Genomic DNA, 26371 nt, shown 5'->3' with positions numbered 1-26371 from the left:
GAAAGGAGCTCGATTTTGGATATCTACATCATAGTGGCGCTCGACGTCATCAACGGCACGGCCTCTTTGTTCCTCCTATGCCTGGGATTGGCGATCATCTTCGGGATGATGAAGATCATCAATCTGGCGCATGGCGAGTTCATCATGCTCGGCGCCTATGCCACGGTTATTTCCGCCAATGCGGGCGTCAACATCTGGATCGCGATGCTGGTCGTCGCACCGCTTTTCGTCGGGCTGGTCGGGTTGATCGTCGAGCGCTGCCTGATCCGCTTCCTCTACGGGCGGCTGGTCGATAGCATGCTGGCGACCTGGGGATTGAGCCTGCTGATCATCGGCATCGTCACGACGATCTTCGGCAATACCATCCAGGGCGTTCCGACGCCGCTCGGCGGCTTCTCCATCGGTGCCTACCGGTCGAGCTACTACACACTGTTCCTGCTGGCGATGGCGATCATCATGATGGCGCTGGTCTATGCCGTTATGCGCTACACCAGGTTTGGCCTGATCGCGCGCGCCACCATGCAGAACCCGGCCATGGCCAATACGCTCGGCGTCAACCCCGCCCGTGTCTACATGACGACCTTCGCCGCAGGCGCTGCCATTACCGGCTTGGCCGGCGGCCTGCTGGCGCCGGTATCGGGCGTCACGCCGGTCATGGGCGGCGCCTATGTCGCCAAGGCCTTCATCACGGTTGTCGGCGGCGGCGCGGCCATTCTGTCCGGGACGCTTTCGGCGGCGACCTTGTTCGGCAGCATCAACCAGATCGGTGCCTATCTCACCACCCCCGTCTATGGCGAGGTCATCGTCTTCACCGCCGCCATCGTCCTGATCCGGCTATTGCCCCAGGGCATTTCCGGGCGCTTTTTCAAGGGGAACCTGTGATGACGCCACGTCTTCGCCTGATTGCCCAGAGCCTGGCCGTTCTCGTCGCCATCATTGCCGTAGCCATTGCACCCGGCCAGCTTGAGCTCTTCACATTGATGCAGTTCACGCTGTTTGCCGCCATGGCGGTGCTATCGCTCAGCCTTGCCTTCATCTGGGGTTTCGGCGGCATCCTGTCTTTCGGACAGACGGCCTTCTTCGGCCTCGGCGGTTATGTCTATGCAATCTCCGCCATCAACTTCCAGGATTCCACGCAAGGCATCATGCTGGCGCTGTTCATTCCGGCGGTGTTTTCGGCGCTGCTCGGCTACTTCGTCTTCTATGGGCGGATCTCCGATGTCTATCTCGGGGTCATCACCCTGACGGTGACCTTGATCCTGTTCAACGCCATCAACTCGACCTCGGGGGACGAATATCACATCGGCACGGCGATGCTGGGCGGCTTCAACGGCATTCCGGCGGTGCCGACCTTCAACATGCCCTTCGATCCTTCGACCCCGCTGTCGCCGGAGCAATCATGGTGGGTGACGGGCGGGGCGCTCATTGCCGTCTACCTCCTGCTGCGCCTCATTCTGGCGAGCCCTTTCGGCCGCGTCGTGGTCGCCGTCCGGGAAAACGAGGTGCGTGCTTCCCTGCTGGGATACGATCCGCGTCTGATCAAGCTGGTTACTTTCGTGATCGGCGGTGCGATCGCCGGATTGGCGGGCGCCCTCTATGTCAATTGGGGTGCCTTCGTCGGGCCGACGATCTTCAGCCTATCGCTATCGGCTGAGATCATCATCTGGATCACCATTGGCGGTCTTGGCACGCTGCTCGGACCGATCATCGGCTGCATATTGATCGAATATGCCGTCGCCGCCATCGGCTCGCAGCAGACATTGAATTCGAACCTCGTCCTGGGCGCGGTTCTCATTTTCTTCGTCCTGCTGCTGCCCAAGGGATTGGTGCCAACCGTCCGTGACCTTCTGCTGCGGCTCCTCCCCAAGATCGAGCCGAGATCGGCTAACCCAGCTCCAGAACCCTCCGTCCAGCCTGTGGGAGCCAAGTGACATGCCCGAGCCCACTTTGCTTCTCAAGACAGAACATCTGACCATGCGCTTCGGCGGCGTCGTCGCCAATGATGACATCAACTTCACGCTGGAGGAGATGGAACTACGCTGCCTGATCGGGCCGAACGGAGCCGGCAAGAGCACCTTTTTCAAATCGCTCACCGGCCAGCAGACGCCGACATCAGGGGCGATCGCCTTCCGGGGGCAGCCGATCGCGGGAAAGCTCCCGCATGAGATCGCCCGCATGGGGATCGGCATCAAGACGCAGGTGCCGAGCGTCTTCAACGGGTTAAGTGTCAGGGAAAACATCTGGATGGCGGCCCGCCGCAAGGCGACGCCCAGGGGTCTCGCGCCCATGGTGGAAAGCGTGCTGGCGCTCATCCGGTTGAGCGACGTCGCCGACAGGGTCGTCGCGACGCTGTCGCACGGCCAGCGCCAATGGGTCGAGATCGGCATGGTGCTCGCCGCCGAACCGGATCTCATTCTGCTCGACGAGCCCGCCGCCGGCATGACGGATGAAGAGACGCTCAGAACCGCGGAGATCATCCGCGACATCAACCAGTCGCGCGCCATCATCGTCGTCGAGCACGACATGGCTTTCATCAAGCTGATCGCCAAGAAGGTCACGGTCTTTCATCAGGGCAAAGTGCTGGTGGAAGACACCATCGACCGCGTGCTTGCCGATCAGAGGGTTCGGGACATCTACCTCGGAAAGAAGGTGGTCGCATGACACAGCTTCTGAGCGTGAAGGACCTACGATCCGGCTACGGGCGGATTCCGATCCTAGCGGGCGTGGATATGGCGATGGAGGAGGGCGAGTTTCTCGGCATCCTCGGTCATAACGGCATGGGCAAGACGACGCTCATGCGTACTCTCATGGGGCATCTGCCGGCAACGGCCGGAACGGTGGAATTCTCCGGCCGCAACGTGACGGGGATGAAACCTTTCGAGCGGTCGAGGCTCGGCATGGGGTTGGTGCCGCAGGGGCGCGAGATCTTTCCGGAGCTTTCGGTCTATGAAAACCTGCGGATGGGGCTGGTGGCGGCCCGGAAGGAGGATCGATCGATCATCGATACCGTTCTTCAGGATTTTCCGCGTCTGGTGCGCCTGCTCGACCGCAGGGGCGGGGCACTTTCCGGCGGCGAGCAGCAGCTTCTGGCGCTTGCCCGCTGCCTCTGCACCAAGCCGAGGCTCATTTTGCTCGATGAGCCGACGGAGGGCATTCAGCCGTCAATCATCGAGGAGATCATCGAGACGCTGATTGCGCTGAAGAGCCGCTGGAAACTGTCGCTGATCGTCGTCGAGCAGAACCTCGAATTCATTACGTCGCTGTCCGACCGAATCCTGCATATCCAGAAGGGACGCATCACCGGTGAAATCGATCGGGATGCCATCCTGTCCGGGGAGGTAGGCATGGCCCCCGTCTAATAAATCGGGGCCGCCCCGGCTCCGTTCCCACCAAAAATTCGATCTCAAACGCTTGTCTTCACAAGAAAGGATGACTCATGTCCATTACTCGTCCAACCGTTGCCGATGTCGTCGAGCTGGCCTCCAGCCTGCACATGAACATGTCCGCCGAAGAGGCCGCCAGCTATCACTCTTTGATGGGTGGCATGTTCGATGCCTATGATGTGGTCGACTCACTGCCCAATCCCCTGCCGCCGGCCAAATATCCGCGTATTCCGGGTTACAAGCCGGGCCTTGAGGAAAACAAATATGGAGCCTGGGCCTACAAGAGCGAGGTGAAGGGCGCGTCCGAGGGCAAGCTCAAGGGACGAACCGTCGCCCTCAAGGACAATGTCGCGCTCGCCGGCGTTCCGATGATGAACGGCTCCACGACGCTTGAAGGCTTCGTGCCGGCGGCCGATGCAACCATCGTCACCCGCATGCTCGATGCAGGTGCTACCATCGTCGGCAAGGCGGTCTGCGAGCATTTCTGCCTCTCCGGCGGCAGCCACACCTCCGATCCCGGCCCGGTGCATAACCCGCATCGCATGGGCTATTCGGCAGGCGGTTCTTCCTCGGGCAGTGCCGCGCTGGTTGCGGCCGGCGAAGTGGACATGGCGATCGGCGGCGATCAGGGCGGCTCGATCCGGATTCCCGCCTCCTATTGCGGCATCTACGGGATGAAGGCCACGCATGGTCTCGTGCCCTATACCGGCGTCATGCCGATCGAATCGACCATTGACCATACCGGGCCGATGACCGCGACCGTGGCTGACAATGCTCTGCTGCTGGAAGTGCTTGCCGGTGCCGACGGTTTCGATCCGCGCCAGTATGCGCCGAAGGTTTCGGCCTATACCGAGGCGCTCAGCAAGGGTGTCAGGGGCTTGAAGATCGGCCTGTTGAAGGAAGGCTTTGCGGTGTCGAACATGCAGGAGGCGGTTGCCGACAAGGTGCGGGCGGGTGCGGAGCGTCTGGCCGGCCTCGGTGCAGAGATCTCCGAAGTCTCCATTCCGGATCATCTCAATGCGCTTGCCGCCTGGAACCCGATCACGCTGGAAGGCTTCATGGTGCAGATGATGCATGGCAATGGCATGGGCTTCAACTGGAAGGGGCTCTATGACGTCGGCCTGCTGGACGCGCATTCGTCCTGGCGCAACCGGGCCGACGATCTGTCGAAGACCCTCAAGCTGTGCATGCTTGTTGGTCAGTGGGGGCTTACTCACTATCGCGGGCGTTACTATGCCAAGTCCCGCAATATCGCTATCGCGGCAAAGGCTGCCTATGATGCGGTGTTCGGTGAATATGATCTGCTCTTGATGCCGACCCTGCCTTGCGTGGCAACGAAATTGCCCGAGAAGGACGCGCCGCTCGCCGAGATCATCGAGCGCGCCTTCGAGATGACCGCGTCCACCAGCCCGTTCGACGTCACCGGCCATCCGGCCATGTCGTTGCCCTGCGGTCTCGTCGACGGGCTGCCCGTTGGCCTGATGCTGATCGCCAAGGACTATGACGAGAGCACGATCTATCGTGCGGCCAGCGCGTTTGAGGCCGACGGCGACTGGAGGTCGTTCTGATGCACACCATCAGCGCGATCATCCGGGTCAAGGCCGGGCAGGAGGCGACCATGCGCGACGCGCTGATGGCGGTCGCCTCGCATGTGGCCATGAATGAGCCGGAAACTCTCGGCTTTTTCATTTCCCAGAGCGAGGACGATCCGTGCCTGTTCACCACCTATGAACGCTTCACGGACCGCGCCGCCATGGATCGCCACAATGGGTCGGATGCGGTGGCTGCGTTTTTTGCCATCGCAAGCCCGATCCTGGATGGGCCTGTGACGCTGGTGACGGCGCTCGAGGCATCGGCGAAAGCCTGATTTCGACAGTCCCGAAGTGCCGGCGGCGTCGAGCGCGCCGGCACGGGGCAACGCATGGCTCTTTGCCGATTTTCCAACGAAAGAATGGGATGATGTTCGATACGATCATTATCGGGGCGGGCTCAGCCGGCTGCGTGGCGGCCCATCGTCTGAGCGCGGATGCGAAGCGAAAGGTTCTGGTGCTGGAGGCCGGGCGGGATGCGCCGGTCGCCTCCGATATCCCGTCCGACTGGGTGACGATGTTTAATACCGGCGCCGATTGGGGCTACTACACCGAGCCGCAGCCCGGCTGCCGGGGCCGCCGCATCTTCTGGCCGCGCGGTAAAATGGTCGGCGGATCCGGCGCGCTCAATGCCATGATCTATATTCGCGGGCTGCCATCGGATTATGATGCCTGGCAGGAAATGGGCTGCACCGGTTGGGGTTGGCAGGACGTCTTTCCGGCCTTCCTCGCTGCCGAAGGCAATGCCGATTTTCGAGGCAGTCCCTATCATGGCAATGAAGGGCCGCTTCACGTCGCCAACGTGCCCTATGTCGACAGGCATGAGCATCTATGGCTCGAAGCCGCCCAGGCGGCGGGCTTCGCATTCAACCCGGACTTCAATGGCGAGAGCCAGGAGGGCGTCGGGTTCTTCCAGTTCACGATCCGCAATGGCGAAAGATGGGGGACCGGTAAGGCCTATCTGCGCCCCGTCCTCGACCGGCCGAACCTGACCTTGAAGAAGGGCGTTTTCGTCACTGGTCTGATCATCGAGAAGGGCCGGGTCATCGGCGTGAACTACCTGGTGAACGGCATTCCGGAAACATCCTATGCGGCAAGCGAGGTGGTCATGGCAGCCGGTGCCATCGGGACATGCCAGATCATGATGCTGTCCGGCATCGGCCCGGCCACGGAGCTGGAAGCGGCGGGCGTCACGCCGGTTCACGATCTTCCCGGCGTCGGCAAGGATCTGCAGGACCACCTCAATATCCCGATATCCTTCTATGCCAAGGAGCCGATGGGGATCGGGGCGTGGACAGAGGAAATCCTTGAAGACAGTTTTGCGGAATGGCGTGATCATCGAAGCGGCATCCGCACCTCGCCCTGGGTGGCGGCAGGTGCCCATGTCTGTAGTCGGGAAGGCGTCGAGCCCGATCTCCAGCTTTATGGCGCCATTAGCCCGCATCGCGACTATGCCCGGTTCCTCGGCGGCCGTTCCGGTATCACCGCCCATTGCGTTCTCCAGCGTCCGAACAGCCGGGGCGAGATCAGGCTGCGTTCGGCGGATCCCACGGAGCATCCGGCGATCGATCCGAAATATTTCACCTCCGATCCCGACGGGACCGATCTTGCGACGATGATCGCCGGGGTGCGGATCAACCGCAATATCCTCGCCCAATCGCCGATAAGAGAGCTCATCGACTATGAGCTGTCGCCGAGCGCGGAGTGCGAGACGGATGCCGAGATCGCCGATCATGTCCGTGGGCATATGACGACGCTCTATCATCCCTCCAGTACCTGCCGGATGGGCGTCGACAGGTTCGCCGTAACCGATCCCGTCACGATGAAGGTGCATGGCCTTGAGGGCCTGCACATCGCCGACGCCTCCGCCATTCCGAAAATGGTGTCCGGCAATCTCAACGCGCCGACGATCATGCTTGCCGAGCGCGCCTGCCAGAAAATACTTGCGGCTTGAGGAGAACGAAAATGACCGCTGTTTCCACCCATGCGACCTGGCACCAGAAGGCCGAAAAATTGAAGATCGAGGGAGGGTTGTTCATCGACGGCAGGCTCCTGCCGGCAAGGTCCGGCAAGCTGTTCGAAAGCATCAATCCGGCAAACGGCGCGGTGATCGCCGAAGTGGCGCAAGGCGATGCCGCCGATATCGATCGCGCCGTGGCATCAGGCCTGAAGGCCTTCAAATCCGGTGTGTGGTCGCGAAAGGCGCCGCGCGAGCGCATGGCGGTGATGCTGCGCTTTGCCGATCTCATCGAGGCGCATCGCGAGGAATTCGCGCTGATCGACACCATGGACATGGGCAAGCCGATCAGCGAGATGCTGAACGTGGACATTCCGCTCGCGCTTCTCTGCTTTCGCTTCACTGCCGAATGCATCGACAAGGTGCAGGGAAGCGTGGGCGCGACCTCCCCGGATATCCTTTCCTATGTACTGCGCCAGCCGCTCGGTGTCGTCGGGTGCATCGTGCCCTGGAATTATCCATTGCTGATGACCGCGTGGAAGATCGCTCCGGCGCTGTCGGCGGGCAATTCGGTGGTGCTGAAGCCGGCCGAGCAGTCGCCGCTGTCGGCCATTCTTCTCGCGCGCCTCTTTGTCGAAGCGGGAGGCCCCGAGGGCGTGCTGAACGTCGTCAACGGCTTCGGGCCGGAGGCCGGCAAGGCGCTCGCGCTTCATCGCGATGTCGAGAAGATCGCTTTCACCGGCTCGGTCGAGGTCGGCAAGCTGATGATGGTCTATTCCGGCCAGTCGAACCTCAAGAAGGTCTCGACCGAATGCGGCGGCAAGTCTCCACATGTGATCATGGCCGACGCCACCGATCTCGACGCCGCTGCCTCCTGGGCGGCCGTGGGCATTTTCGGAAACCAGGGCGAGGTCTGCTGTGCCGGCTCGCGCATCCTGGTGGAACGCAAGATCCTCAAGGATTTCATCGACATCTTCCGCGAAAAAGCCGAAACGGGCTATCGGCCTGGCGATCCGCTGGACCCTAGCACCAGCATGGGGCCGCTGGTGGATTTCGGCCAGCAGAAGCGGGTGTTGAACTATATCGGCATCGGCAGGCAGGCCGGCGCGGAATGCGTGCTCGGCGGCGGCATTCCGGCAGGGTTGGAAAAGGGTGCCTTCGTTTCGCCGACGATCTTCACCGGCGTCAACAACCAGATGACCATCGCCCGCGAGGAGATCTTCGGTCCTGTCGCCAGCATCATTGCTTTCGATGGTCTCGAGGAGGCGGTCTCGATCGCGAATGATACCAGCTTCGGTCTCGCCGCCGGCATCTGGACCTCGGATCTCGGCAAGGCGCATCGTTTCGCGCGCGATGTGGAGGCTGGGATGGTCTACATCAACAGCTATATGACCGGTGACATGCAGCTCCCCTTTGGCGGCTGGAAGGAAAGCGGCAACGGCCGCGACAAATGCATGGATGCGCTCACCTCCTACACCCAGACCAAAGGCGTCTGGGCGACGATTGGGTAAGCGTATAGTTACCGAATGGCAATCGGCGTTCCCGCATCATTTACACCTTACCGGATGCGGGAAGCGGAAACGTCCGGTTTTTACCGCGATACGGAATTCACGATGTTGCAAAGACCGGTTCGGACCGCATTGTTCGAGGTGACCTGGCCGGCCTGAATATCGAATATCGCGTCGACGCGCACTCCGGCGCCGATTTGACGCGCGACCACTCTAAGGGTCTGAATTCTGCCGGACCCCGTGGTTTCCTGATAGGCGTCGATGGCCGAAAGGTCCCGGTCAATCTTGATGCCGGAAAATCCCTCTGCCGCAACGGCTTGGGCAAGCGTTTTCAGAACCACTGCCGCCTTTGCCTTCGGGAGTTCCTGCCAGGTCTTGTAGCTGACAGCCGTGACCATCGGCACTCCGCTCGTCTTGAAATTGCTTTCGCACGAGGCGGCTTCGACCACGCCGGCCGACATGGTGAAAGCAATCAGAATTCCAACAACTCGTTTCATATTTGCATCCCGAGCAATTTTTAGAATGTCGGGAATGTTGCAATAAATACGGTATTAGTAAAGTAAGTTTTTCGCTACCTGGTTGCGCTTATCCACCGCGAAAGATCATGGCCGATCCTTGGCGCATGGGCAGCGATATAGAGACTGGCAACAGACCCACGCCGCTCGAAAGAGCGCGGCGCGGGTCTGTTATCTTGGATTATGCGGATGCTTCCGGTTCCTTGACCGCCTCTTCTCGCGGTATCCGGAACCATGCCACGTAAAGGGCGGGAAGGAACAACAGCGTCAGGGCCGTGCCGATGACGATGCCGCCCATCATGGCATAGGCCATCGGTCCCCAGAACACTTCTCGCGAAATGGGGATCAGGGCGAGCGTGGCGGCGGCGGCCGTCAGCATGATCGGTCGCATACGATGCTCGGTCGCCTCGATCACCGCATGCCATGCGCTGACCCCGGTTTCTCGCAAATGCTCGATCTGCACCACCAGGATGACCGAGTTTCGGATCAGGATGCCGATCAGCGCCAGCACGCCCAATATCGCAACGAAGCCGAGCGGCGCATTGCTTATCAACAGGGCGGCAACCACGCCGATCAAAGCCGTGGGAGCTACCGCGAAAACCAGGAACAGCCGGCTGAAGCTCTGCAACTGGATCATCAGGATCGTCGCCATGATGAAAATCATCATGGGTGCGACGGCGGCGATCGGTCCCTGTGCCTTGGCGCTTTCTTCGACGGCTCCGCCGACGACGATCGAATAGCCGATCGGCAACGTCTTCTCGAATTGCTCGACCTTGGCGTTAAGCTGGTTGACGACCGTTGCCGGTTGGATCGCGCCGACGACGCCGGCCTTGATCGTGATCGTCGGGATGCGCGCGCGGCGCCAGATAGTCGGCTGCTCCAGCTCGTAGCGGAAGGTCGCCACGGCCGACAGGGGAACCGCTTTTCCATTCGAAGCCGGCAGTTGAAGATTCTGCAGGGTTTCGATGGATCCGCGTTCCGACGTCTGGGCACGCCCGATCACATCGATCAGGTAGATGTCGTCGCGGATCTGGGTCGTGCTCGATCCTTCGACGATGCTGTTGAGCGTCGTGGCGATGTCTTCGGACGAAACGCCCAGCTGGCGCGCCTTGTCCTGGAGAACGTCGATCTTGACGACGCGCGCCGGCTCGTTCCAGTCGAAGATGATGCCGGTCAGCGACGGATTGCTGCCGATGACGCCGGCAAAATCCTGGGCTATGCCGCGGACCGTCTGGATGTCCGGGCCGCTTATCCGGTATTGTACAGGCTTGCCGACCGGTGGGCCGATATCGAGCAGCTTCACAAAGGCATCCGTACCCGGGAAGGTCTTGCTGAGGTAGTCCTGAAGCTCCGCCCGCACCTTGTCGCGCACCTCCAGGCTCTTCGTGACGATGACCGTCTGGCCGAAGGTCACGTCCGGCGTCTGAACGTCGAACGACAGGATAAAGCGGGGCGCGCCCTGTCCGACATAGCTCGTCCAGTGATCGATGCCCGGGTTGTTCGCGAGCTTCTCACGTTCGAACTGGGCCATCTGCCGGTTCGTTTCGGTAATCGAGCTGTTGTGCGGCAGGTTCCAGTCGACGATGAGCTCCGGCCGGTCCGATGATGGGAAGAACTGCTGTTGCACGTAGCCCATGCCGAAGATGGAAAGAGCAAAGGCAAAGACGGTCAGGGCAATAGTTGCCCATCGGAAGCGCATCGCCGTCGTCAGCAATCGCGAAAACAGCGAGGCGAACCAGCCCTTTTTGTCGTGATGCTTCTTCATGGTCTTGGGCAGGATCGTCACCCCCAATAGCGGGGTGAAAAGAACCGCCACGATCCATGAGACGAGCAGCGACACCGCGATGACGACGAACAGAGTGAAGGTGAACTCGCCGGCGGCGCTGTCGTTGAGGCCGATCGGAATGAAGCCGGCGACGGTGACGAGCGTGCCGGTGAGCATCGGGAAAGCGGTGGAGGTGTAGACATAGGTGGCCGCTTTGCGCAGGTCGTCGCCGACCTCCAGGCGCGCCACCATCATTTCGACCGCGATCATGGCGTCGTCGACCAAGAGGCCGAGTGCGATGATCAAGGCGCCGAGCGAGATGCGCTGCAACGAGATGCCCGAATAGGCCATCACCACGAATGTAATGGCAAGCACGAGCGGGATGGAGATCGCGACCACAAGACCGGCCCTGAGGCCGAGGCTGATGAAGCTGATCGCAAGCACGATGGCAATGGCTTCAAAGAGGGCGCGCGTGAAGCCGGAGACGGCCTCGTCGACCACGGCCGGCTGGTCCGAGACGCGGTGAACATCGACGCCAACCGGCAGGTCGGCGACAATCTCGTCGACTTTCTTTTCCAGGGCCTTGCCGAATTCGAGCAGGTTGGCGCCCTGTTTCATGCCGATGGCAAGGCCGATCGCCGGCTCGCCGTTGACGCGAAAGAGCGAAGAGGGCGGGTCGACATAGCCGCGCTTGATCGTCGCGACGTCGGTCAGCGGAAAGAAACGGTCGTTGACCCTGAGGTTGATGGCCCGCAGGCTTTCCTCGGAGCTAAATTGGCCGCCGACCCTGAGCGCGATGCGTTCAGGCCCGGCTTCCACGAAACCGGACTGGGTGACGGCATTTTGTGCCTGCAGCGTCGAGATGATGGCAGACCGGTCGATGCCGAGCGCCGCGATCTTGCGGGTCGAGAATTCCAAATAGACAGCTTCGTCCTGCGCGCCGATGATATCGACCTTGCCGATATTCGGAACGGTCAGGATTCTGGCGCGTGCGTCTTCGACGCGGTCGCGAAGCTGCCTCTGGGTGAGCCCGTCGCTGGTGAAGGCAAAGATGTTGCCGTAGACATCGCCGAAGCGGTCGTTGAAGAACGGACCGACCACGCCCGACGGAAAATCACCCTTGATGTCCGCGATCATGTTGCGGACGCGAACCCAGGTACTTTCGACATTCTTGGCTTTTGTCGTCGGAAGCAGCTCGACGAAGATGGTCGTCTGCCCCGCAACGGTTTCACTGCGGGTGTAGTCGAGGGACTCGAGTTCCTCCAGCTTCTTCTCAATGCGATCGGTCACCTGCTTGGTGACTTCCTCGGCTGAGGCTCCCGGCCATTGCGCCTGGATGACCATGGTCTTGATGGTGAAGGAAGGGTCTTCCTCGCGGCCGAGCCCCATATAGGAAAACACGCCGGCGAGAATGAAGACGATCATGAAATACCAGACCATCGAACGATGTTCGAGCGCCCAGTCGGAGAGGTTGAAGGTCTTCAAAGCTGGTTCTCCTGCGTAAGTTTGACCTTCTGGCCGTCTGTCAGATGATGAACGCCTGCAATCGCGACATGGTCGCCGATCTTGAGTCCGTCGAGGATCCGCACGCGGTCAGGATCGGTAAAGGAGCTGTCCAGCGTGACCGCCTTGCGGGATACCGTCGCTTTGTTCGTGTCGATCACCCAGACATTGGGCTTGCCGTCCTGCATCAGAATGGCCGTCGATGGCAGGGAGATGGTGGGTTCCGCATTGATGACGGCGCTGGCGGTGATGATCGAGCCCAGGCGGAACGCATCCGGCGGGTTGCTGAGCGTGATCTTTGTCCGTCTTGTCCGTGTAGCCGCTTCCGATTCAGGGGCGATTTCACGCACGATGCCGGTGACCCTGATGGTCGGATCGAGTTGCAGGGAGATCTCGAAGGGCGATCCCGGCTTCAGCCCGTCGAGGCTTGCCTCCGGAATGTCGATGACCGCTTCGCGCACGTCGGGGCGGGCGACGGTGAGGACGGTCTGTCCAGCGGAGACGACCTGACCGACTTCCGCCGAGGTTGCGGTGACGACGCCGTCGAATTCCGCCTTTAGTTGGGCGTAGCCAAGCTGCTCTTCCGCCTTCGCCAGATTGGCTTGTGCCTTGGCGACGGAGGCGGCGGCCGACCTTTGCGCCTGTTCGGCGCTTTCAAGTGCTGCTTCACTGCCCGATCTGGATTCGGCAAGCGCGCGCTGGCGTTCTTCCGAGGCCGACGCATTGGTCAATTGCGCCTGGCTGTTCGAAAGATCGGCGCGCGAGCTGCGGACGGCAAGTTCGAGGGAAAGCGGATCGATAGCGGCGACCACTTGCCCCTTGGTTACGAGATCGCCGACATTGACGTCGCGCGCGATGACTCGCCCGAGGACGCGGAAACCAAGGTCCGTCTCGATCCTCGGCTCGATCGTCCCCGGCAGCTGCAGGCTGACGACCGGCACCGATTTGATGATGGTCGAAAGAACCGGCCGTATTTTTTGCTCGGCCTCGGCGGGTTTGCTGTCGCAGGACGACAGTGTCGACGCAGCCAGCAATAGCGATGCTGCAATCAAGCTGTTTCTCATTTCGCAGCCTCCTGGGAGCTGGCCACGCGCTGGCCGGCGCGCAGGAATTTGCCGCCTTCGGTGACGACGACCTCCTGCGGCTTCAGCCCGCCGCTGACCGCGAATTGTCCGGTGTCGTATTCGGCGACCTGAATTTTCCGCAAGGAGACTTCGCTCGTTGTGGGGTCGACGACCCATACCGCTGGCTGGCCGCTGGCCGAAGTCATGGCGCTCCAGGGCAGAAGGATGGCTTCCGGTGAAGGCTTGCTGAATGTTCCGGAGACGGCCGCGCCAAGCGGCAAGTCTCCGCCATTGTCGAGCCCGACCTTGACCTTTATCGTGCCGGTCGAGGCATCTATCGTCGGCGATATCTCTCTGATCGTGGCGGTTACCTGCTTGGGTGTGCCAGACAGGAGGGTGACGACGACCTGCTTGTCGGGCTGTTCCTTCAGAAACAGCGATTCGAAGACATTGAAAACCGCATCGCGCGGGCCGTCATGGGCAAGCGTGAAGATGGACTGTGCCGCCTGTGCAACCTGACCAACCTCGGCATTGCGCTCGGTGATGATCCCGTCCGCGTCGGCGCGCAGTTCGGTATAGGAAAGCGCGTCCTTGGCGGTCTCGAGCTGGGCCTTGGCGGATTCTTCCGATCCCTGAGCGGTTAGAAGCGTCTCGTGCGCCGAATCATAAGCGGCGCGGGTCGTGACCTGGTTCTTGAAGAGGCTTTCCTGGCGCGTCTCGGCGAGTTGCGCCTGGGTGAGCTGTGCCTCGGCCGCCTGAAGGCTTGCCGTGGCAACATCGACATCGGCCCGCTGCTCCTCGGCATCGATCTTCGCCAGAAGATCGCCTGCCTTAACCTTGGCGCCGACGTCCACGCTGCGTTCGATAATTCTGCCGCTGACGCGAAACGAAAGCTCCGATTCGATGCGGGCCTTCACTTCACCGGTGACGGTGGTCTGTGCGGTGGGCTTGCTGAGCTTTGTCTCAATGGTCCGGACGTTTTGAGACGTCGGTGCGGCGGGCGCGTCCTTCTGATCGCAGGACGATAAGGCCAGCGTCAGTGCGAGCAACCCCATAATGGGTGCCAATCTATTCATACATCCCCCGAGCGCGGGTTTTACGGTTGCGCTTGCCTAATATTATTGACTGACTGACTAGTCAATGAAATAATATGTTACAATTAAGATTGTTATATCAGGATTCTCTAAGAAAAAGAGGAGGTCACATGCCAGCGGAAAAGCAATTGGGACAAAGGGCGCAGCGCAAAGCGCAGCGTCCTCAGGAAATTCTTGAGGCGGCATTTGAGGAGTTCGTAGAGCGCGGCTATGTGGCGACGCGCGTTGAGGATGTCGCCCGTCGCGTCGGCGTCACCAAGGGGACGATCTACTTCTATTTCGAGACGAAGGAGCGGCTGTTCGAAGAGATGATCCGCCATATCTCCGTCCCGTTTTCCGATATCAGCGCCAATGCAAAAAACCTGAGCGGATCCTATTCCGAAAGGATCCGGATGTTTATCCGCTTGCTTTACGACCGTATCGTCATGGACCGGAATACGAGAGAGTTGCTGCGCTTCGTCCTCACGGAGGGGTCGCGGTTTCCGCAGGTGGTGGATCGTCATCATGAAGAATTCATTGTGCCGTTCAAGGCGGCGGCAAGGGATATCCTCGAAGCAGGCGTTGCCGCCGGCGAATTCCGGGACGGACCGGTAATCAAGATTCCGGATGCTGCAATAGGGGCGACCATGATGCTGTCCGTATGGCAGATGCTCTTTGCCGATCGCAAGCCGCAGGACGTGGAGGCGTTCTTCGAGGCGCATGTGGATGTCATCCTTAACGGATTGATTGCAAAGGGCTGAGCTGATTGTGAACGAGACGCTCTCAATTGCCGGCCTTCACACGCAGGATTACAGCTTTTATGCAATTGCTTCAGGCTGCCGAAGGCGCCTTGGTCGTCGCCAGGCCGAAGCCGCTGCGATATTTGGCCGGCGTCGTGGAAAAGCGCTCTTCGAAGGCTTCGTAGAAGCGCGACAGTGAACCAAATCCGGATTCGAATGCGACCGCAGCCACCGGCAGATCGCTGGAGATCAGCAGCGACTGGGCGGTGTCGAGCCGATGGCGCGTGATTGCCTGATTGACGGTCAGGCCAACGGTCTTTTTGAAAATCGACATGGCATAGTTTGGATGCAGCCCGGCCGCCGATCCGACGTCGACGGCCGATATCTCGCCGAGTGCGCGTTCGGCGATGAAGCGGAGCATCTTTTCCACCCTCGGCAGGCGGTCGGGATCCTGATTTCGCGATGCTTCGATGGCGGAGCCCTGTTCCCGCAAATCCTGCCAGCCCTCCCGGGCAATCCGGCGGATGCGAGCGACAAGCTCGTCGCGAACGATCTGCTCCAGCTCCGGATCTCCCGACAGCAGTTCCTCGCGCCATTTCAGAAAAACATCGCGGTCGTGCGCCCTGACGCTCAGTGCCTCTATCAACCCGCCACGGAAGACGGCGTCGCGAAAGGCGCCCATACTGTGCAGGTTGACGAGCACGGACATCGGAACATAGAGGCAGACGAAGGTCGCCGGCTCGGTGACATCGACGACCTGATGCGGGATCATTCCCCAGAAGAGGCAGAGCTGTCCTTGCGAGATCTGAAGCCTGCGGCCGTCGAACCAGTATGTGATACGGCCGTCGAGAACATAGTTGAGTTCCACCTGACTGTGCATATGCGGACCGCTCATGCGCCGCACGTCCAGTCTCTCTCCGGCACAGAAGCGATGATCGCCGAAGACGACGAGGGGATGGCGCGTCGGGCCATCGTGAACTGGAACTGACTCGTCTTCGATCAACATTGCAAGGGTCTCCACTACGGTCGCGATCTTAGAAAACCGGAAGCGATCTTTAATATCGCGGTAGAGGTCTACGAATTTGGATGATGAATATCAACCGCCGCGCATTGGGGGCGATGTGTTGGTCGGCGCTCGCGCCGTAACAGGTCAGTGGAGGATATACGTGACCCTTTTGAAAAATATCGGCTCGATCGCATTGAGCTACATGCTGGTGGCATCGGCGGCATGCGCCGGCGAAATCGTTCTCAATTCCGACCAATCGGATCCTGTGCCGAAAAAGGCGATGGAGCAGCTGATTGCGGACTTCCAGACGAAGAACCCCGACATCAAGGTCAAGTGGAACAACTTCGATCACGAAGGCTATAAGTCCGCGATCCGCAATTTTCTGACTGCCACGCCTCCAGATGTCGTTGCCTGGTACGCCGGCAACCGCATGGAGCCCTTCGTCAAGGCGGGTCTCTTCGAAGACGTTAGCGACGTCTGGGTCGCAAACGGGCTGAACGACCAGTTGAAGGCTGCCGCGGCATCGATGACGATCGACGGCAAGAAGTGGGGCGTGCCCTACACCTACTATCAGTGGGGCATCTATTATCGCGCCGATATCTTCAAGGATAAGGGCATTACGCCGCCGAAGACCTGGGATGAGCTGGTCGCCGCCTGCGCCAAGCTGAAAAGCGCCGGGATCACCCCGTTTACGATCGGCAGCAAGGCGCTCTGGCCGACCGCCGGCTGGTTCGATTATCTCGACCTGCGCGTCAATGGCTACCAGTTCCACATGGACCTGACCTCCGGCAAGGTGCCCTATACCGATCCGAAGGTGAAGGCCGTGTTCGCCAAGTGGGCGGAACTGGTGAAGCCGGGCTATTTCCTTGAGAACCATGCGGCACTCGATTGGCAGGATGCTATGCCGCAATTCGTCCAGGGCAAGGCGGCCATGTATCTCATGGGCAACTTCGCCGTCGCTCCGATGAAGGATGGCGGACTGAAGGAAGACCAGATCGGCTTCCTGCCGTTCCCGGAAATCACGGCTGGCCTGCCTGCCGCCGAGGAAGCGCCGCTCGACACCTTCCACATCCCGTCGGGTGCGAAGAACAAGGAAGACGCGAAGAAGTTCCTCGCCTATCTGGCCTCCCCGGAAGCGCAGACGAAAATGAATGCGACCCTCGGCCAGCTGCCGGTCAACAACCAGTCGACCAAGCCGGATGATAAATTCCTGAAGGCAGGCTTCGAGATGCTGTCGAAGGCCCAGGCTCTCTCGCAGTTCTACGACCGCGACGCCCCGGCCGATATGGCGAAGGCCGGCATGGAAGGCTTCCAGGAATTCATGGTGAAGCCCGACAAGATCGACGCGATCCTGGCACGCCTCGATAAGGTGCGCGCCCGCGCCTACAAGTAGCCCATTCCAACGATGACCCGCTGCCGGACGTTCACGACGCCCGGCAGCGTTCTTACTCGCATTTGCATAGGAGCAGACAGTGGGCACGAGCAGCACCGCTCTACCGGGGTTCTGGAAACGCAATCAGCGGACCTTCGCACCCTGGCTCTTTCTTGCGCCGGGCGCCCTGATGTTCCTGGTCTATGTGATCCTCCCGGTCTTCCAGTCCGTATGGATCAGCTTTCACGACTGGGATGGTCTGGGGCCAAAAACCTGGATTGGTCTTGGAAATTACGTCGAGCTTTTCTCCGACGACGCCTTCTACACGTCGCTGGAAAACAACATCATCTGGCTCGTCCTCTATCTGCTGGCGGTCCCGGCGGGCCTCGCCGCGGCCCTGTTCCTGAACCAGACCGTTGCCGGCATCCGCATCTACAAATCGCTTTTCTTCTTCCCCTTCGTGATCAGCCAGGTCGTCGTCGGCCTGATCTTCACCTGGTTCTACGCGCCGAATTTCGGGCTGTTCTCGGTGCTGACGGAGGCTCTGACGGGGACGCAGATCGCCATCCTCGCGGATGAGCGCCTGGTCACTTACGGCATCATCGCCGCCGGCCTCTGGCCGCAGATCGCCTATTGCATGATCCTCTACCTGACCGGCCTCAACAACATCAATCCGGAACAGATCGAAGCCGGGCGCATGGACGGCGCCAAGGGCTGGCATCTGTTCTGGAACATCGTCCTGCCGCAGCTGCGGCCCGCCACCTTCATCGCGGTGGTGGTGACGGTCATCGGCGCGCTTCGGTCCTTCGACCTCGTATCCGTCATGACAGCCGGCGGCCCTTACGGATCGAGCCGCGTTCTGTCCTATTACATGTATGAGGAAGCGCTCTCCGAATACGGCTTCCGGATGGGATATGGCGCCGCCATCGCGGTCGTGCTCTTCCTGATCATGATGATCTTCATCACCTTCTTTCTCATCCGCATGCTGAGACAGGAAAGGAATTCCTGATGTTTCCAACACCTGTCCAGAAATCGGCCCCTTGGGTGTCGACCACCTACCAGATCATCCTGCCGATCGCGCTGATCATCTGGCTCCTGCCGCTGATTGGCGTCGCGGTCACCTCGATCCGGCCATCGGGGGATCTGGCGGCCGGCAACTATTTCGGCATTCCCTCGGGCTTTGCCGGCGTGGAAAATTACACCGCCGTTTTCCGGGATTCGCCGATCGGCCACTACATCCTGAACTCGTTCAAGATCACCATCCCGACGGTGATCGGCGCGGTTGGGCTGTCCTGCCTTTGTGGTTTCGCGCTCGCCGTCTATCGCTTCAAGGGAAGCCTGGCGCTGTTCTTCATCTTCGTGGCCGGCAACTTCATTCCGTTCCAGATCCTGATGGTTCCGGTGCGCGACATGACGCTGAAGATGGGCCTCTACGATACGGTGACCGGGCTCGTGCTGTTCCACGTCGCCTTCCAGACGGGCTTTTGCACCTTGTTCATGCGCAATTTCATCAAGGGCCTGCCCTTCGCGTTGATCGAGTCGGCGCGCGTCGAGGGCGTCTCCGAATGGCGGATCTTCGTCCATATCGTACTGCCGTTGATGCGTCCGGCGATCGCGGCTCTGTCGGTGCTGATCTTCACCTTCGTCTGGAACGACTATTTCTGGGCGACCGTGCTGGTTCAGGGACAGAGCGCCATGCCCGTTACCGCCGGCCTTAATTCCCTCAACGGGCAGTGGGTTGCGGCGTGGCATCTGGTGTCGGCGGGGTCCATCGTCGCCGCCATGCCACCGGTTCTGATGTTCTTCTTCATGCAGAGGCACTTTATTGCGGGCCTCACTCTCGGAGCGACCAAGGGATGAGCAAGACTGTTATTGTCAAAGCCGGCGCGATGTCGCTGGCGCTCGGCCTGCCTGCGAGCGGCATGCCCGAGATCCTCGGCTTCGGTCGCGGGGCGCTTGCGCCGGAATTCTGGCCTGACGTTCCGCGTTCGAGCCGTGTCAACGGCATGGATATCGCCGTGCCGTCAAATGTTCTGCTACCTGTCGGCGGGCTCGGTTTCTTCGGCTGGCCGGCGATCTCAGGGCACCGCGACGGGCGCTCATTCATCCTGGAATTCGGAAACTGGCAGGTCGAGGAAAACGACCTTGGCGTAGTCCTGAAGGCCGAGGATCCCGTCGCGGAAATCGGCCTGCAGATTCGCCTCGAAGGCAGCCCGACCGGGGTGCTGTCGGTTTCGACGTCGCTGACCAATCTCGGTTCCGGTGATTATATCCTCGATCGATGCATGGCGGCGAGCTTCCTCATGCCCGCCGGTGCGGCGGAGCTGACCACCTTCACAGGCATGTGGGGCCGCGAATTCCAGACACGCCACATCGCGATTGCCGACGGACTCTGGATGCAGGAAAGTCGGCGCGGGCGCACCTCGCATGACCGCTTCCCCTTCGCATTCCTCGAATGCGGTGGCGAGCGGATGGGCTTCCATCTCGGCTGGAGCGGCAATCACCTGATGGCGATCGATACGCTTGATGACGGGCGCAGGCTGGTGCATCTCGGCGAGCTGTTCGAACCAGGCGAAATACGCCTGGCAACCGGTGAAACCTATGCCAGCCCGACGGCCTTTGCGGGGCCTGACAGCGAAGCGTTCCATGCCTTCGTGCGAGAGAGCGTGATTGCCTGGCCAGGCGGCGAGATGAAGCCCCGGCCGGTGACGCTGAACACCTGGGAAGGCAATTATTTCGATCACCGCATGGACTCTCTCAAGGCCCAGGCCGATGCGGCGGCGGCCGTCGGCATCGAGCGCTTCGTTCTCGATGACGGCTGGTTCGGCAAGCGCGACGATGACACCACCAGCCTCGGCGACTGGTTCATAGACGAGCGGAAATATCCTGACGGACTGAAGCCGCTGGTCGACCATGTGACTTCCCTTGGCATGGAATTCGGTCTCTGGTTCGAGCCCGAGAATGTGAATCCCGAGTCCGAGCTCTTTCGCGCCCATCCCGATTGGGCTCTGCAGGTCGAAGGGCGTCCGCTGCTTCTGTCGAGAAACCAGCTTGTGCTGGATCTGACGCGGCCGGAGGTCAGCGACTATCTCTTCAGATGCATGGAAGCCGTACTTTCCCAGCATGCGATCGCCTATATCAAATGGGACATGAACCGCGACCTGACCCATGCCGGCGGTGTCGATGGCCGTGCCCGCACGGCACAACAGACGCGAGCGGTCTATGCCCTGATGGACAGGATCCGGCAGGCGTTTCCGGCGGTCGAGATCGAAAGCTGCGCATCGGGCGGCGGGCGCATCGATTATGGCGTTCTCCGGCACACGCACCGCGTCTGGACATCCGATTGCACCGATGCTTTCGAACGGCTCGAAATACAGCATGGGGCCTTGCAGTTCGTTCCTCCGGAACTTCTGGGCGCACACATTGCCGCTTCGCCAAACCATCAGACCGGCCGCAGGCTGACGCTTTCCTTCAGGGCGCTCGTCGCGCTCGCCTATCATCTGGGCGTCGAACTCAACCCGCTGACCCTCGATGCGGACGAGAAGCAGGAGCTCGAAGGCTGGATCGCGCTTCACAAGAGCCTGCGCCCGCTCCTGCATGCGCCGGGCAAGCAGTTCCGCCTGCCGCCGCTCGACGGCCGTTACGTCTGGGGCGCTGCGGATGAGAGCCGTATCGTGGCTTTCGTCGCGCAGGGTCCGCAAATGGTTGGCGAGCAGCCGGCACCGGTTCGCCTGCCGGTGAGCGGTGAAGGTACTGGCAAGTGGCGTGTGAAGGCGATCCATCCCGCCGAGCCCGAGTTCATCCGGATATCGGAAGGACAACAGCGGCTTCTGAACGGCGAACTGACCTTCAGCCTCGATACGCTCCGGCATGTCGGCTTGCCGCTGCCGATGCTTCGGCCCGAAAGCGGGCTTCTTCTTGAATTCGAACCAGTGACGGGAGACTAAGTCTCATGGGGAATGTAACGCTTAACCGCGTGACGAAGCAGTTTGGCGCTGCCAGCGTCATCAAGGGCGTCGATCTGGCGATCGAAGACGGTGAGTTCTGCGTCTTCGTCGGGCCGTCCGGCTGCGGCAAGTCCACGCTTCTGCGCATGATTGCAGGGCTTGAGGATATTTCCTCCGGCGAACTCAAGATCGGCGGCAACGACATGACCAGGGTCGGCCCCGCCGAGCGCGGTGTCGCCATGGTGTTCCAGAGCTACGCTTTGTACCCGCACATGACGGTCGCGGAGAATATCGGCTTCGGCCTGCGCATGACCGGCCACTCCAAGGATGAGGTCGCTCGCCGTACCGATGCCGCCGCCGAGATGCTGCAGTTGAAGTCCATGCTCGACCGCAAGCCGTCCCAGCTTTCGGGCGGTCAGCGTCAGCGCGTCGCCATCGGCCGCGCCATCGTGCGCAATCCGCAGGTGTTTCTCTTCGACGAACCGCTGTCCAATCTCGACGCCTCGCTCCGGGTTCAGATGCGTACGGAGATCAGCAAGCTGCATCAGGATATCCGCACGACGATGATCTACGTCACCCACGACCAGGTCGAGGCCATGACCATGGCCGACAAGATCGTCGTGCTGCAGGGCGGACTGGTCGAGCAGGTTGGGTCGCCGCTGGAGCTTTATCATCGCCCGAAGAATATCTTCGTGGCTGGCTTCATCGGATCGCCGAAGATGAATTTCCTGAAGACCAAGGCTTCGCCGGTCGATGGCGGTGTGAAGGTCGATCTTCCCGGCGGCCAGTCGATCACGCTGCAAGGCGGTTCGGTGAAAGAAGGCCCGGTTACTCTCGGCATCCGCCCCGAACACCTCGATCGAAGCGAAGGCGGTGACGCGACGCTTCAGGGCAAGGTGCGCCTTGCCGAATATCTGGGATCGGAAACGATGTTCTACATCGCCCTTGCCGATGGCACCGAGATTGCGGTGAAGGCGGATGGTCTCGCGCAGGCCAAGCCCGGCGATGATTTTGCCATTCATATTCCTGCGGCTGCCTGCCATCTGTTCGACGATGCCGGCAATGCCATCCTCAACGGAGATCTGACGAAATAATGCTTGGCGTTTGTTATTATCCGGAACATTGGCCCGAGAGCTGGTGGGAAAAAGACGCGCGTCGCATGCGGGCGCTTGGCATTTCTCATGTCCGCATCGGCGAGTTCGCCTGGTCGCGTCTCGAGCCGACGCGCGGCTCCTTCGATTTCGACTGGCTCGATCGGGCGATCGATACGCTTTCGGCCGCCGGTCTGAAGGTCGTGCTTGGCACGCCGACCGCCACGCCGCCGAAGTGGCTGATGGACGAATATCCGGAGATCGCTCCGGTGGACGAGCAGGGCAGGGTGCGGGGCTTCGGCTCGCGCCGTCATTACACTTTCTCATCGGACGTCTGGTGGAAGGAGTCGGAACGTATCGTCGAGGTCGTCGCGAAGCGATATGGCGAGCATCCCGGTATTGTTGGCTGGCAGACCGACAATGAGTATGGATGCCACGATACGAGCCTTTCCTGGGGCGCCGAAGACCTGAAGGCGTTTCGCCGCTGGCTTCGCCTCCGCTATCAGTCGGCGCAGCAATTGAACGAGGCCTGGGGCAGCGTCTTCTGGTCGATGGAGGTCCAGAGCTTCGAGGATGTCGTGCTGCCGAACCTGACGGTAACGGAGACGAACCCCGCCGTCCGGCTCGATTTCTGGCGCTTTCATTCCGACCAGATCGCCGCTTATGACCGCATGCAGTGCGATATCATTCGTAAGCACTCTCCGAACCGTTGGATCACCCATAATTTCATGGGCTTCGTCAACGATTTCGATCATTGGAAGGTCGCCGAAAACCTGGATCTGGCATCCTGGGATTCCTATCCGATCGGCTTCGTGGAGAAGTTTCCCTTCAGCGAGGCAGAGCGCGTGCGCTGGGCGGAGACATCCCACCCCGACATCGCCGCTTTTCATCACGATCTCTATCGCGGCGTCGGCAATGGTCGGTTCTGGATCATGGAGCAGCAGCCAGGGCCAGTGAACTGGGCGCCATGGAACCCGGTCCCCAAGCCGGGAATGGTGCGCCTGTGGAGCTGGGAAGGTCTTGCTCATGGAGCCGAGGTCGTCAGCTATTTCCGCTGGCGTCAGGCGCCGTTTGCGCAGGAGCAGATGCATGCCGGCCTGAACCTGCCCGGTCTCGACGAACTCTCGCCGGGCGGTAAGGAAGCTGAAATCGTCGGGCGCGAGATCGAGGCCGTCGGCCCGTTGCCGGAAGCGGCTCAGGCGCCCGTGGCAATCGTCTACGACTATGAAAGCTACTGGTCCGCCGTCATTCAGCCGCAGGGCAAGGATTTCCGCTATGAAGAGCTTGCCTTCCGCTGGTACGAGGCGGTCAGGAAGCTCGGGCTCGATGTCGATTTCGTTCGTCCGGGGCAGTCGCTGAAAGGCTACAAGCTTGTTCTTGTTCCCTGCCTGATGCATGTCTCCGACGTGGCTCTGGCCGCGTTCGAACAGGCTGATGGGACTGTCCTTTTTGGTCCCAGGACCGGATCGCGGGACCGCAATTTCCGCATTCCGGCCAATCTTCCGCCGGGGCCGATCGGCGAACTCACCGGTGTCAGGATCACGCAGGTCGCTTCGCTGCGGCCGGGGCTCAGCGCCTCGTTGGCCGGCGCGGTCAACGGCCAGGCGACAAGATGGCGTGAGCATCTCGAGACGCAACCGGATGCGAATGTCGTGGCGACGTTTGAAGACGGCGGCCCGGCGCTGGTGTCCAAGGGTCGGTATCTCTATCTGGCCTGCTGGGCGGACGGTGCGCTCCTGGGCAATCTGATGTCCCATCTTGCTGCCAGCCTTGACCTGCAAACCACGGCGATCCCCGATTTCATCCGTCTTCGCCGCGCCGGCAAGCTGACATTCGCGTTTAACTACGGGCCCGACATCTGGACGGTTCCCGGCGAGCGGGCATTTGTGCTCGGCGGGCGGGAAATCGCTCCGTTCTCTCTCTCGGCGTGGAAATAGTTATGGCCCCGGACCACTGAGATTGTAACCGCTTCAATCTCGGTGGTCTGCACCGCAGCCGCTTGCCATCATCAAATTGGCAAGTTGCGATGGGCTCAGGAAAACGGATGCGAGCCGCGCGCGACCCGGTTACGACCGTCTTCCTTGGCGCGATAAAGCGCGCGATCGGCATGATGCACGAGTTTTTCGGGTTCGGTTGTCGCCCCGTCCGTCCATGCCGCCGCGCCAATGCTGACGGTGGCGATACGGTTCGGGCTACCCCTGTGTTCGATCGAAAGCTCAAGCACAGCTTGCCGAAGCAGCTCGGCGATCGCGGCTGCGGTCGGCTCGTCGGTATCCGGCAGGAGGACTGCGAATTCTTCTCCGCCATAACGCGCGGCAACGTCGCCTGGCCTATTGACGATGTGCTGGATTGTCGCGCCAATCCTCTTCAGGCATTCATCGCCGGCCGGATGGCCATAGCAATCATTGAAGGCTTTAAACCAATCGACGTCGATCATGAGCAATCCGAGACTCACTTTGTCCTGGCAGGCCCGCCTGGATTCGCGCAAGAGCGCGGCGTCGAAAAAGCGTCGGTTTGACAGGCCGGTCAGTCCATCTTGCTCGGCAAGCGCTTGCAGACGCCGATTGGCATCATGCAGTTCGTCCTCGATAGCCTTTCGAGCCGAAACGTCTCTCAGCGTTCCGATGATCCCCGACGGCGTTCCCGTCCGTGGGTCCTTCACCGCCTTTAGCTGTGCCTCCACCCAAATCCAGTGTCCGTCGCGATGGCGAAAGCGATTGATGATCGACCGTCGCTCGGCGCTGCCGTTCAGCAACGCTTGAAAAGTGAGCATCACTTGCGGGCGCTCGTCGGGATGGGCCAAGTTTATGGGCTTGTTCCCGATCAACTCCTCCGGCTCGTAACCCAAAATTTCGCGGCAGGCCGGCGAGACGTAACGGCGGACCAAATCGCGATCGAGTTGAAACACCATGTCGGTGCCGTGATCCGCCAACAGACGATAGCGTGCTTCGCTCTCCTTGAGACGCTGCTCCGCCGCAACGCGTTCATCAATATCGCGAGCCACCGAATGAATAGCCACGACGTGTCCGTTGGCATCGGTGAGCGCTCTATTCCTCCAGGCCATCCATCGGGTTTGGCCGTTTGGCAGAATTACCTGGTTCTCGTCCTCCACGCTATGATTGACACTGCAGACATGCTTCAGATGCTCCGCTACCGCGTCGCGGCTGTCTTCGGGAATGAAATCGAAGAGACTCCGGCCAATCATTTCATCCGGCTGCAGTCCATAGTGACGCGCATAGGCATGATTGACGAAGCGCAGCACGCCCTCCGGACTTGCAAGCGAAACCAGCTCCGATTGGTCTTCCACCAGGCCTCTGTAGCGTGCCTCGCTGACAGCCAATTGTCGTTCGATCGTCTTGAGCGCGGTTATGTCGGTGACGACCGCTAGAGAAACGCTGCCGATTTCGGGGGCACTATCATCCAGCACGGCTGACAGCAAAACGTCGATGACCTGTCCATTCTTGCATACCATCTGATATTCCGCATCATCGATGCGGCCAGACTGGAAGAAAGCAGGCAAAACCTTCTCGATCGCGTAGGCGCGTGATTCGGGCGTCAGAAAATCCGAAGACGGTCTGCCGATCACCTCTTCACGCGTATAGCCAAGTTTCGCAAGCCAGGCATCACTGACCGAGATCAGCCGACCCTCTTTGTTGATCGAATGGAGCATCGCGGGGGTGACCTTGGTGCGATGTTCGAGCTCCGCCCATAGTCTGATGACATTGCCGTCGGTTTCAGTGTGTTTCGGCGAGGCTTGGGTCACTCGGAAAAACCTATCTTAAAGCACGTCACCATACTTGTAATTCGTTATAATAGCGTTGCCATATTCCGACATCGTGGCAAGTCCGTGAATGCTGG

At 60.6% G+C, this 26371-nt stretch carries 21 protein-coding genes; 15 read left to right on the top strand and 6 right to left on the bottom strand.

Annotation, left to right across the window (positions count from 1 at the left end):
- Positions 1-15 precede the first annotated feature (15 nt).
- From AB6803_RS25125 to AB6803_RS25090, 8 genes are all read left to right on the top strand, one after another.
- On the top strand, positions 16-882 hold the full coding sequence (locus AB6803_RS25125; RefSeq protein ID WP_174053196.1) for a branched-chain amino acid ABC transporter permease: 867 nt from the start codon (positions 16-18) through the stop codon (positions 880-882).
- The gene (locus AB6803_RS25120) at positions 882-1931 is read left to right on the top strand and encodes a branched-chain amino acid ABC transporter permease (RefSeq protein ID WP_371111437.1); all 1050 of its coding nucleotides are present in this window, start codon (positions 882-884) and stop codon (positions 1929-1931) included. Before AB6803_RS25125 ends, AB6803_RS25120 begins: the two co-directional genes overlap by 1 nt.
- A 1-nt stretch (position 1932) precedes the next feature.
- A complete protein-coding gene (locus tag AB6803_RS25115) occupies positions 1933-2661 on the top strand; it encodes an ATP-binding cassette domain-containing protein (RefSeq protein WP_371111436.1) in 729 nt (242 codons plus the stop codon).
- Positions 2658-3359 (top strand): ABC transporter ATP-binding protein, encoded by a 702-nt coding sequence (locus AB6803_RS25110; protein ID WP_371111435.1) that lies wholly within the window; start codon positions 2658-2660, stop codon positions 3357-3359. Before AB6803_RS25115 ends, AB6803_RS25110 begins: the two co-directional genes overlap by 4 nt.
- A gap of 77 nt (positions 3360-3436) precedes the next feature.
- Positions 3437-4951, top strand: a complete 1515-nt coding sequence (locus AB6803_RS25105; protein WP_371111434.1) for an amidase — start codon at positions 3437-3439, stop codon at positions 4949-4951.
- Positions 4951-5250, top strand: a complete 300-nt coding sequence (locus tag AB6803_RS25100) for a putative quinol monooxygenase (protein ID WP_371111433.1) — start codon at positions 4951-4953, stop codon at positions 5248-5250. Before AB6803_RS25105 ends, AB6803_RS25100 begins: the two co-directional genes overlap by 1 nt.
- Before the next feature lie 89 nt (positions 5251-5339).
- Positions 5340-6926 (top strand): GMC family oxidoreductase, encoded by a 1587-nt coding sequence (locus AB6803_RS25095; RefSeq protein ID WP_371111432.1) that lies wholly within the window; start codon positions 5340-5342, stop codon positions 6924-6926.
- A gap of 11 nt (positions 6927-6937) precedes the next feature.
- Complete coding sequence (locus AB6803_RS25090) at positions 6938-8440, top strand: aldehyde dehydrogenase (RefSeq protein WP_371111431.1); 1503 nt, start codon at positions 6938-6940, stop codon at positions 8438-8440.
- Positions 8441-8520: 80 nt separating this feature from the next.
- Here AB6803_RS25090 and AB6803_RS25085 read toward each other — a convergent pair whose 3' ends face one another.
- The 4 genes from AB6803_RS25085 to AB6803_RS25070 all read right to left on the bottom strand — a co-directional run bounded on the left by AB6803_RS25085 (position 8521) and on the right by AB6803_RS25070 (position 14360).
- A complete protein-coding gene (locus tag AB6803_RS25085) occupies positions 8521-8934 on the bottom strand; it encodes a hypothetical protein (protein ID WP_371111430.1) in 414 nt (137 codons plus the stop codon).
- Between the two features lie 199 nt (positions 8935-9133).
- Positions 9134-12202: an efflux RND transporter permease subunit gene (locus AB6803_RS25080; protein ID WP_371111429.1), complete on the bottom strand. Its 3069-nt coding sequence runs from the start codon at positions 12200-12202 to the stop codon at positions 9134-9136.
- On the bottom strand, positions 12199-13284 hold the full coding sequence (locus AB6803_RS25075; protein WP_371111428.1) for an efflux RND transporter periplasmic adaptor subunit: 1086 nt from the start codon (positions 13282-13284) through the stop codon (positions 12199-12201). The genes AB6803_RS25080 and AB6803_RS25075 overlap by 4 nt, the downstream gene beginning before the upstream one ends.
- Complete coding sequence (locus AB6803_RS25070) at positions 13281-14360, bottom strand: efflux RND transporter periplasmic adaptor subunit (protein ID WP_371111427.1); 1080 nt, start codon at positions 14358-14360, stop codon at positions 13281-13283. The genes AB6803_RS25075 and AB6803_RS25070 overlap by 4 nt, the downstream gene beginning before the upstream one ends.
- Before the next feature lie 128 nt (positions 14361-14488).
- Here AB6803_RS25070 and AB6803_RS25065 point away from each other — a divergent pair, with 128 nt between their 5' ends.
- Entirely contained in the window at positions 14489-15118 is a 630-nt protein-coding gene (locus AB6803_RS25065) for a TetR/AcrR family transcriptional regulator (protein WP_371111426.1), read from the top strand.
- Between the two features lie 70 nt (positions 15119-15188).
- Here AB6803_RS25065 and AB6803_RS25060 read toward each other — a convergent pair whose 3' ends face one another.
- The gene (locus AB6803_RS25060) at positions 15189-16103 is read right to left on the bottom strand and encodes a helix-turn-helix domain-containing protein (RefSeq protein ID WP_371111425.1); all 915 of its coding nucleotides are present in this window, start codon (positions 16101-16103) and stop codon (positions 15189-15191) included.
- Positions 16104-16305: 202 nt separating this feature from the next.
- Between AB6803_RS25060 and AB6803_RS25055 the strand changes: the two genes are divergently transcribed.
- The 6 genes from AB6803_RS25055 to AB6803_RS25030 all read left to right on the top strand — a co-directional run bounded on the left by AB6803_RS25055 (position 16306) and on the right by AB6803_RS25030 (position 24450).
- Complete coding sequence (locus tag AB6803_RS25055; protein ID WP_371111599.1) at positions 16306-17496, top strand: extracellular solute-binding protein; 1191 nt, start codon at positions 16306-16308, stop codon at positions 17494-17496.
- A 169-nt stretch (positions 17497-17665) separates the two neighbouring features.
- Positions 17666-18484 carry a carbohydrate ABC transporter permease gene (locus AB6803_RS25050; protein WP_012649910.1) on the top strand — a complete coding sequence of 273 codons (819 nt, stop codon included), beginning with the start codon at positions 17666-17668 and terminating at the stop codon, positions 18482-18484.
- Positions 18484-19335 (top strand): carbohydrate ABC transporter permease, encoded by an 852-nt coding sequence (locus AB6803_RS25045; RefSeq protein WP_183687572.1) that lies wholly within the window; start codon positions 18484-18486, stop codon positions 19333-19335. Before AB6803_RS25050 ends, AB6803_RS25045 begins: the two co-directional genes overlap by 1 nt.
- Positions 19332-21422, top strand: a complete 2091-nt coding sequence (locus tag AB6803_RS25040) for an alpha-galactosidase (RefSeq protein ID WP_371111424.1) — start codon at positions 19332-19334, stop codon at positions 21420-21422. The genes AB6803_RS25045 and AB6803_RS25040 overlap by 4 nt, the downstream gene beginning before the upstream one ends.
- A gap of 5 nt (positions 21423-21427) precedes the next feature.
- Positions 21428-22516 (top strand): ABC transporter ATP-binding protein, encoded by a 1089-nt coding sequence (locus AB6803_RS25035; protein WP_371111423.1) that lies wholly within the window; start codon positions 21428-21430, stop codon positions 22514-22516.
- Positions 22516-24450, top strand: coding sequence for a beta-galactosidase (locus tag AB6803_RS25030; RefSeq protein ID WP_371111422.1), 1935 nt, complete (start codon positions 22516-22518; stop codon positions 24448-24450). Before AB6803_RS25035 ends, AB6803_RS25030 begins: the two co-directional genes overlap by 1 nt.
- 95 nt (positions 24451-24545) lie before the next feature.
- Here the strand turns inward: AB6803_RS25030 and AB6803_RS25025 are convergent, their stop codons facing one another.
- Positions 24546-26276, bottom strand: a complete 1731-nt coding sequence (locus tag AB6803_RS25025; protein WP_371111421.1) for a PAS domain S-box protein — start codon at positions 26274-26276, stop codon at positions 24546-24548.
- Positions 26277-26371 lie beyond the last annotated feature (95 nt).

Source organism: Rhizobium sp. RCC_161_2 (assembly GCF_041355235.1).
Classification (GTDB): domain Bacteria; phylum Pseudomonadota; class Alphaproteobacteria; order Rhizobiales; family Rhizobiaceae; genus Rhizobium.
This window is presented reverse-complemented; position numbering and strand designations above follow the sequence as displayed.

Coding starts and splice junctions, on each gene's coding strand:
- AB6803_RS25120 (WP_371111437.1), top strand. CDS start 882: ATGACGCCACGTCTTCGCCTGATTGCCCAGAGCCTGGCCGTTCTCGTC.
- AB6803_RS25115 (WP_371111436.1), top strand. CDS start 1,933: ATGCCCGAGCCCACTTTGCTTCTCAAGACAGAACATCTGACCATGCGC.
- AB6803_RS25110 (WP_371111435.1), top strand. CDS start 2,658: ATGACACAGCTTCTGAGCGTGAAGGACCTACGATCCGGCTACGGGCGG.
- AB6803_RS25105 (WP_371111434.1), top strand. CDS start 3,437: ATGTCCATTACTCGTCCAACCGTTGCCGATGTCGTCGAGCTGGCCTCC.
- AB6803_RS25100 (WP_371111433.1), top strand. CDS start 4,951: ATGCACACCATCAGCGCGATCATCCGGGTCAAGGCCGGGCAGGAGGCG.
- AB6803_RS25095 (WP_371111432.1), top strand. CDS start 5,340: ATGATGTTCGATACGATCATTATCGGGGCGGGCTCAGCCGGCTGCGTG.
- AB6803_RS25090 (WP_371111431.1), top strand. CDS start 6,938: ATGACCGCTGTTTCCACCCATGCGACCTGGCACCAGAAGGCCGAAAAA.
- AB6803_RS25085 (WP_371111430.1), bottom strand. CDS start 8,934: ATGAAACGAGTTGTTGGAATTCTGATTGCTTTCACCATGTCGGCCGGC.
- AB6803_RS25075 (WP_371111428.1), bottom strand. CDS start 13,284: ATGAGAAACAGCTTGATTGCAGCATCGCTATTGCTGGCTGCGTCGACA.
- AB6803_RS25070 (WP_371111427.1), bottom strand. CDS start 14,360: ATGAATAGATTGGCACCCATTATGGGGTTGCTCGCACTGACGCTGGCC.
- AB6803_RS25065 (WP_371111426.1), top strand. CDS start 14,489: ATGCCAGCGGAAAAGCAATTGGGACAAAGGGCGCAGCGCAAAGCGCAG.
- AB6803_RS25060 (WP_371111425.1), bottom strand. CDS start 16,103: ATGTTGATCGAAGACGAGTCAGTTCCAGTTCACGATGGCCCGACGCGC.
- AB6803_RS25055 (WP_371111599.1), top strand. CDS start 16,306: ATGCTGGTGGCATCGGCGGCATGCGCCGGCGAAATCGTTCTCAATTCC.
- AB6803_RS25050 (WP_012649910.1), top strand. CDS start 17,666: ATGTTCCTGGTCTATGTGATCCTCCCGGTCTTCCAGTCCGTATGGATC.
- AB6803_RS25045 (WP_183687572.1), top strand. CDS start 18,484: ATGTTTCCAACACCTGTCCAGAAATCGGCCCCTTGGGTGTCGACCACC.
- AB6803_RS25040 (WP_371111424.1), top strand. CDS start 19,332: ATGAGCAAGACTGTTATTGTCAAAGCCGGCGCGATGTCGCTGGCGCTC.
- AB6803_RS25035 (WP_371111423.1), top strand. CDS start 21,428: ATGGGGAATGTAACGCTTAACCGCGTGACGAAGCAGTTTGGCGCTGCC.
- AB6803_RS25030 (WP_371111422.1), top strand. CDS start 22,516: ATGCTTGGCGTTTGTTATTATCCGGAACATTGGCCCGAGAGCTGGTGG.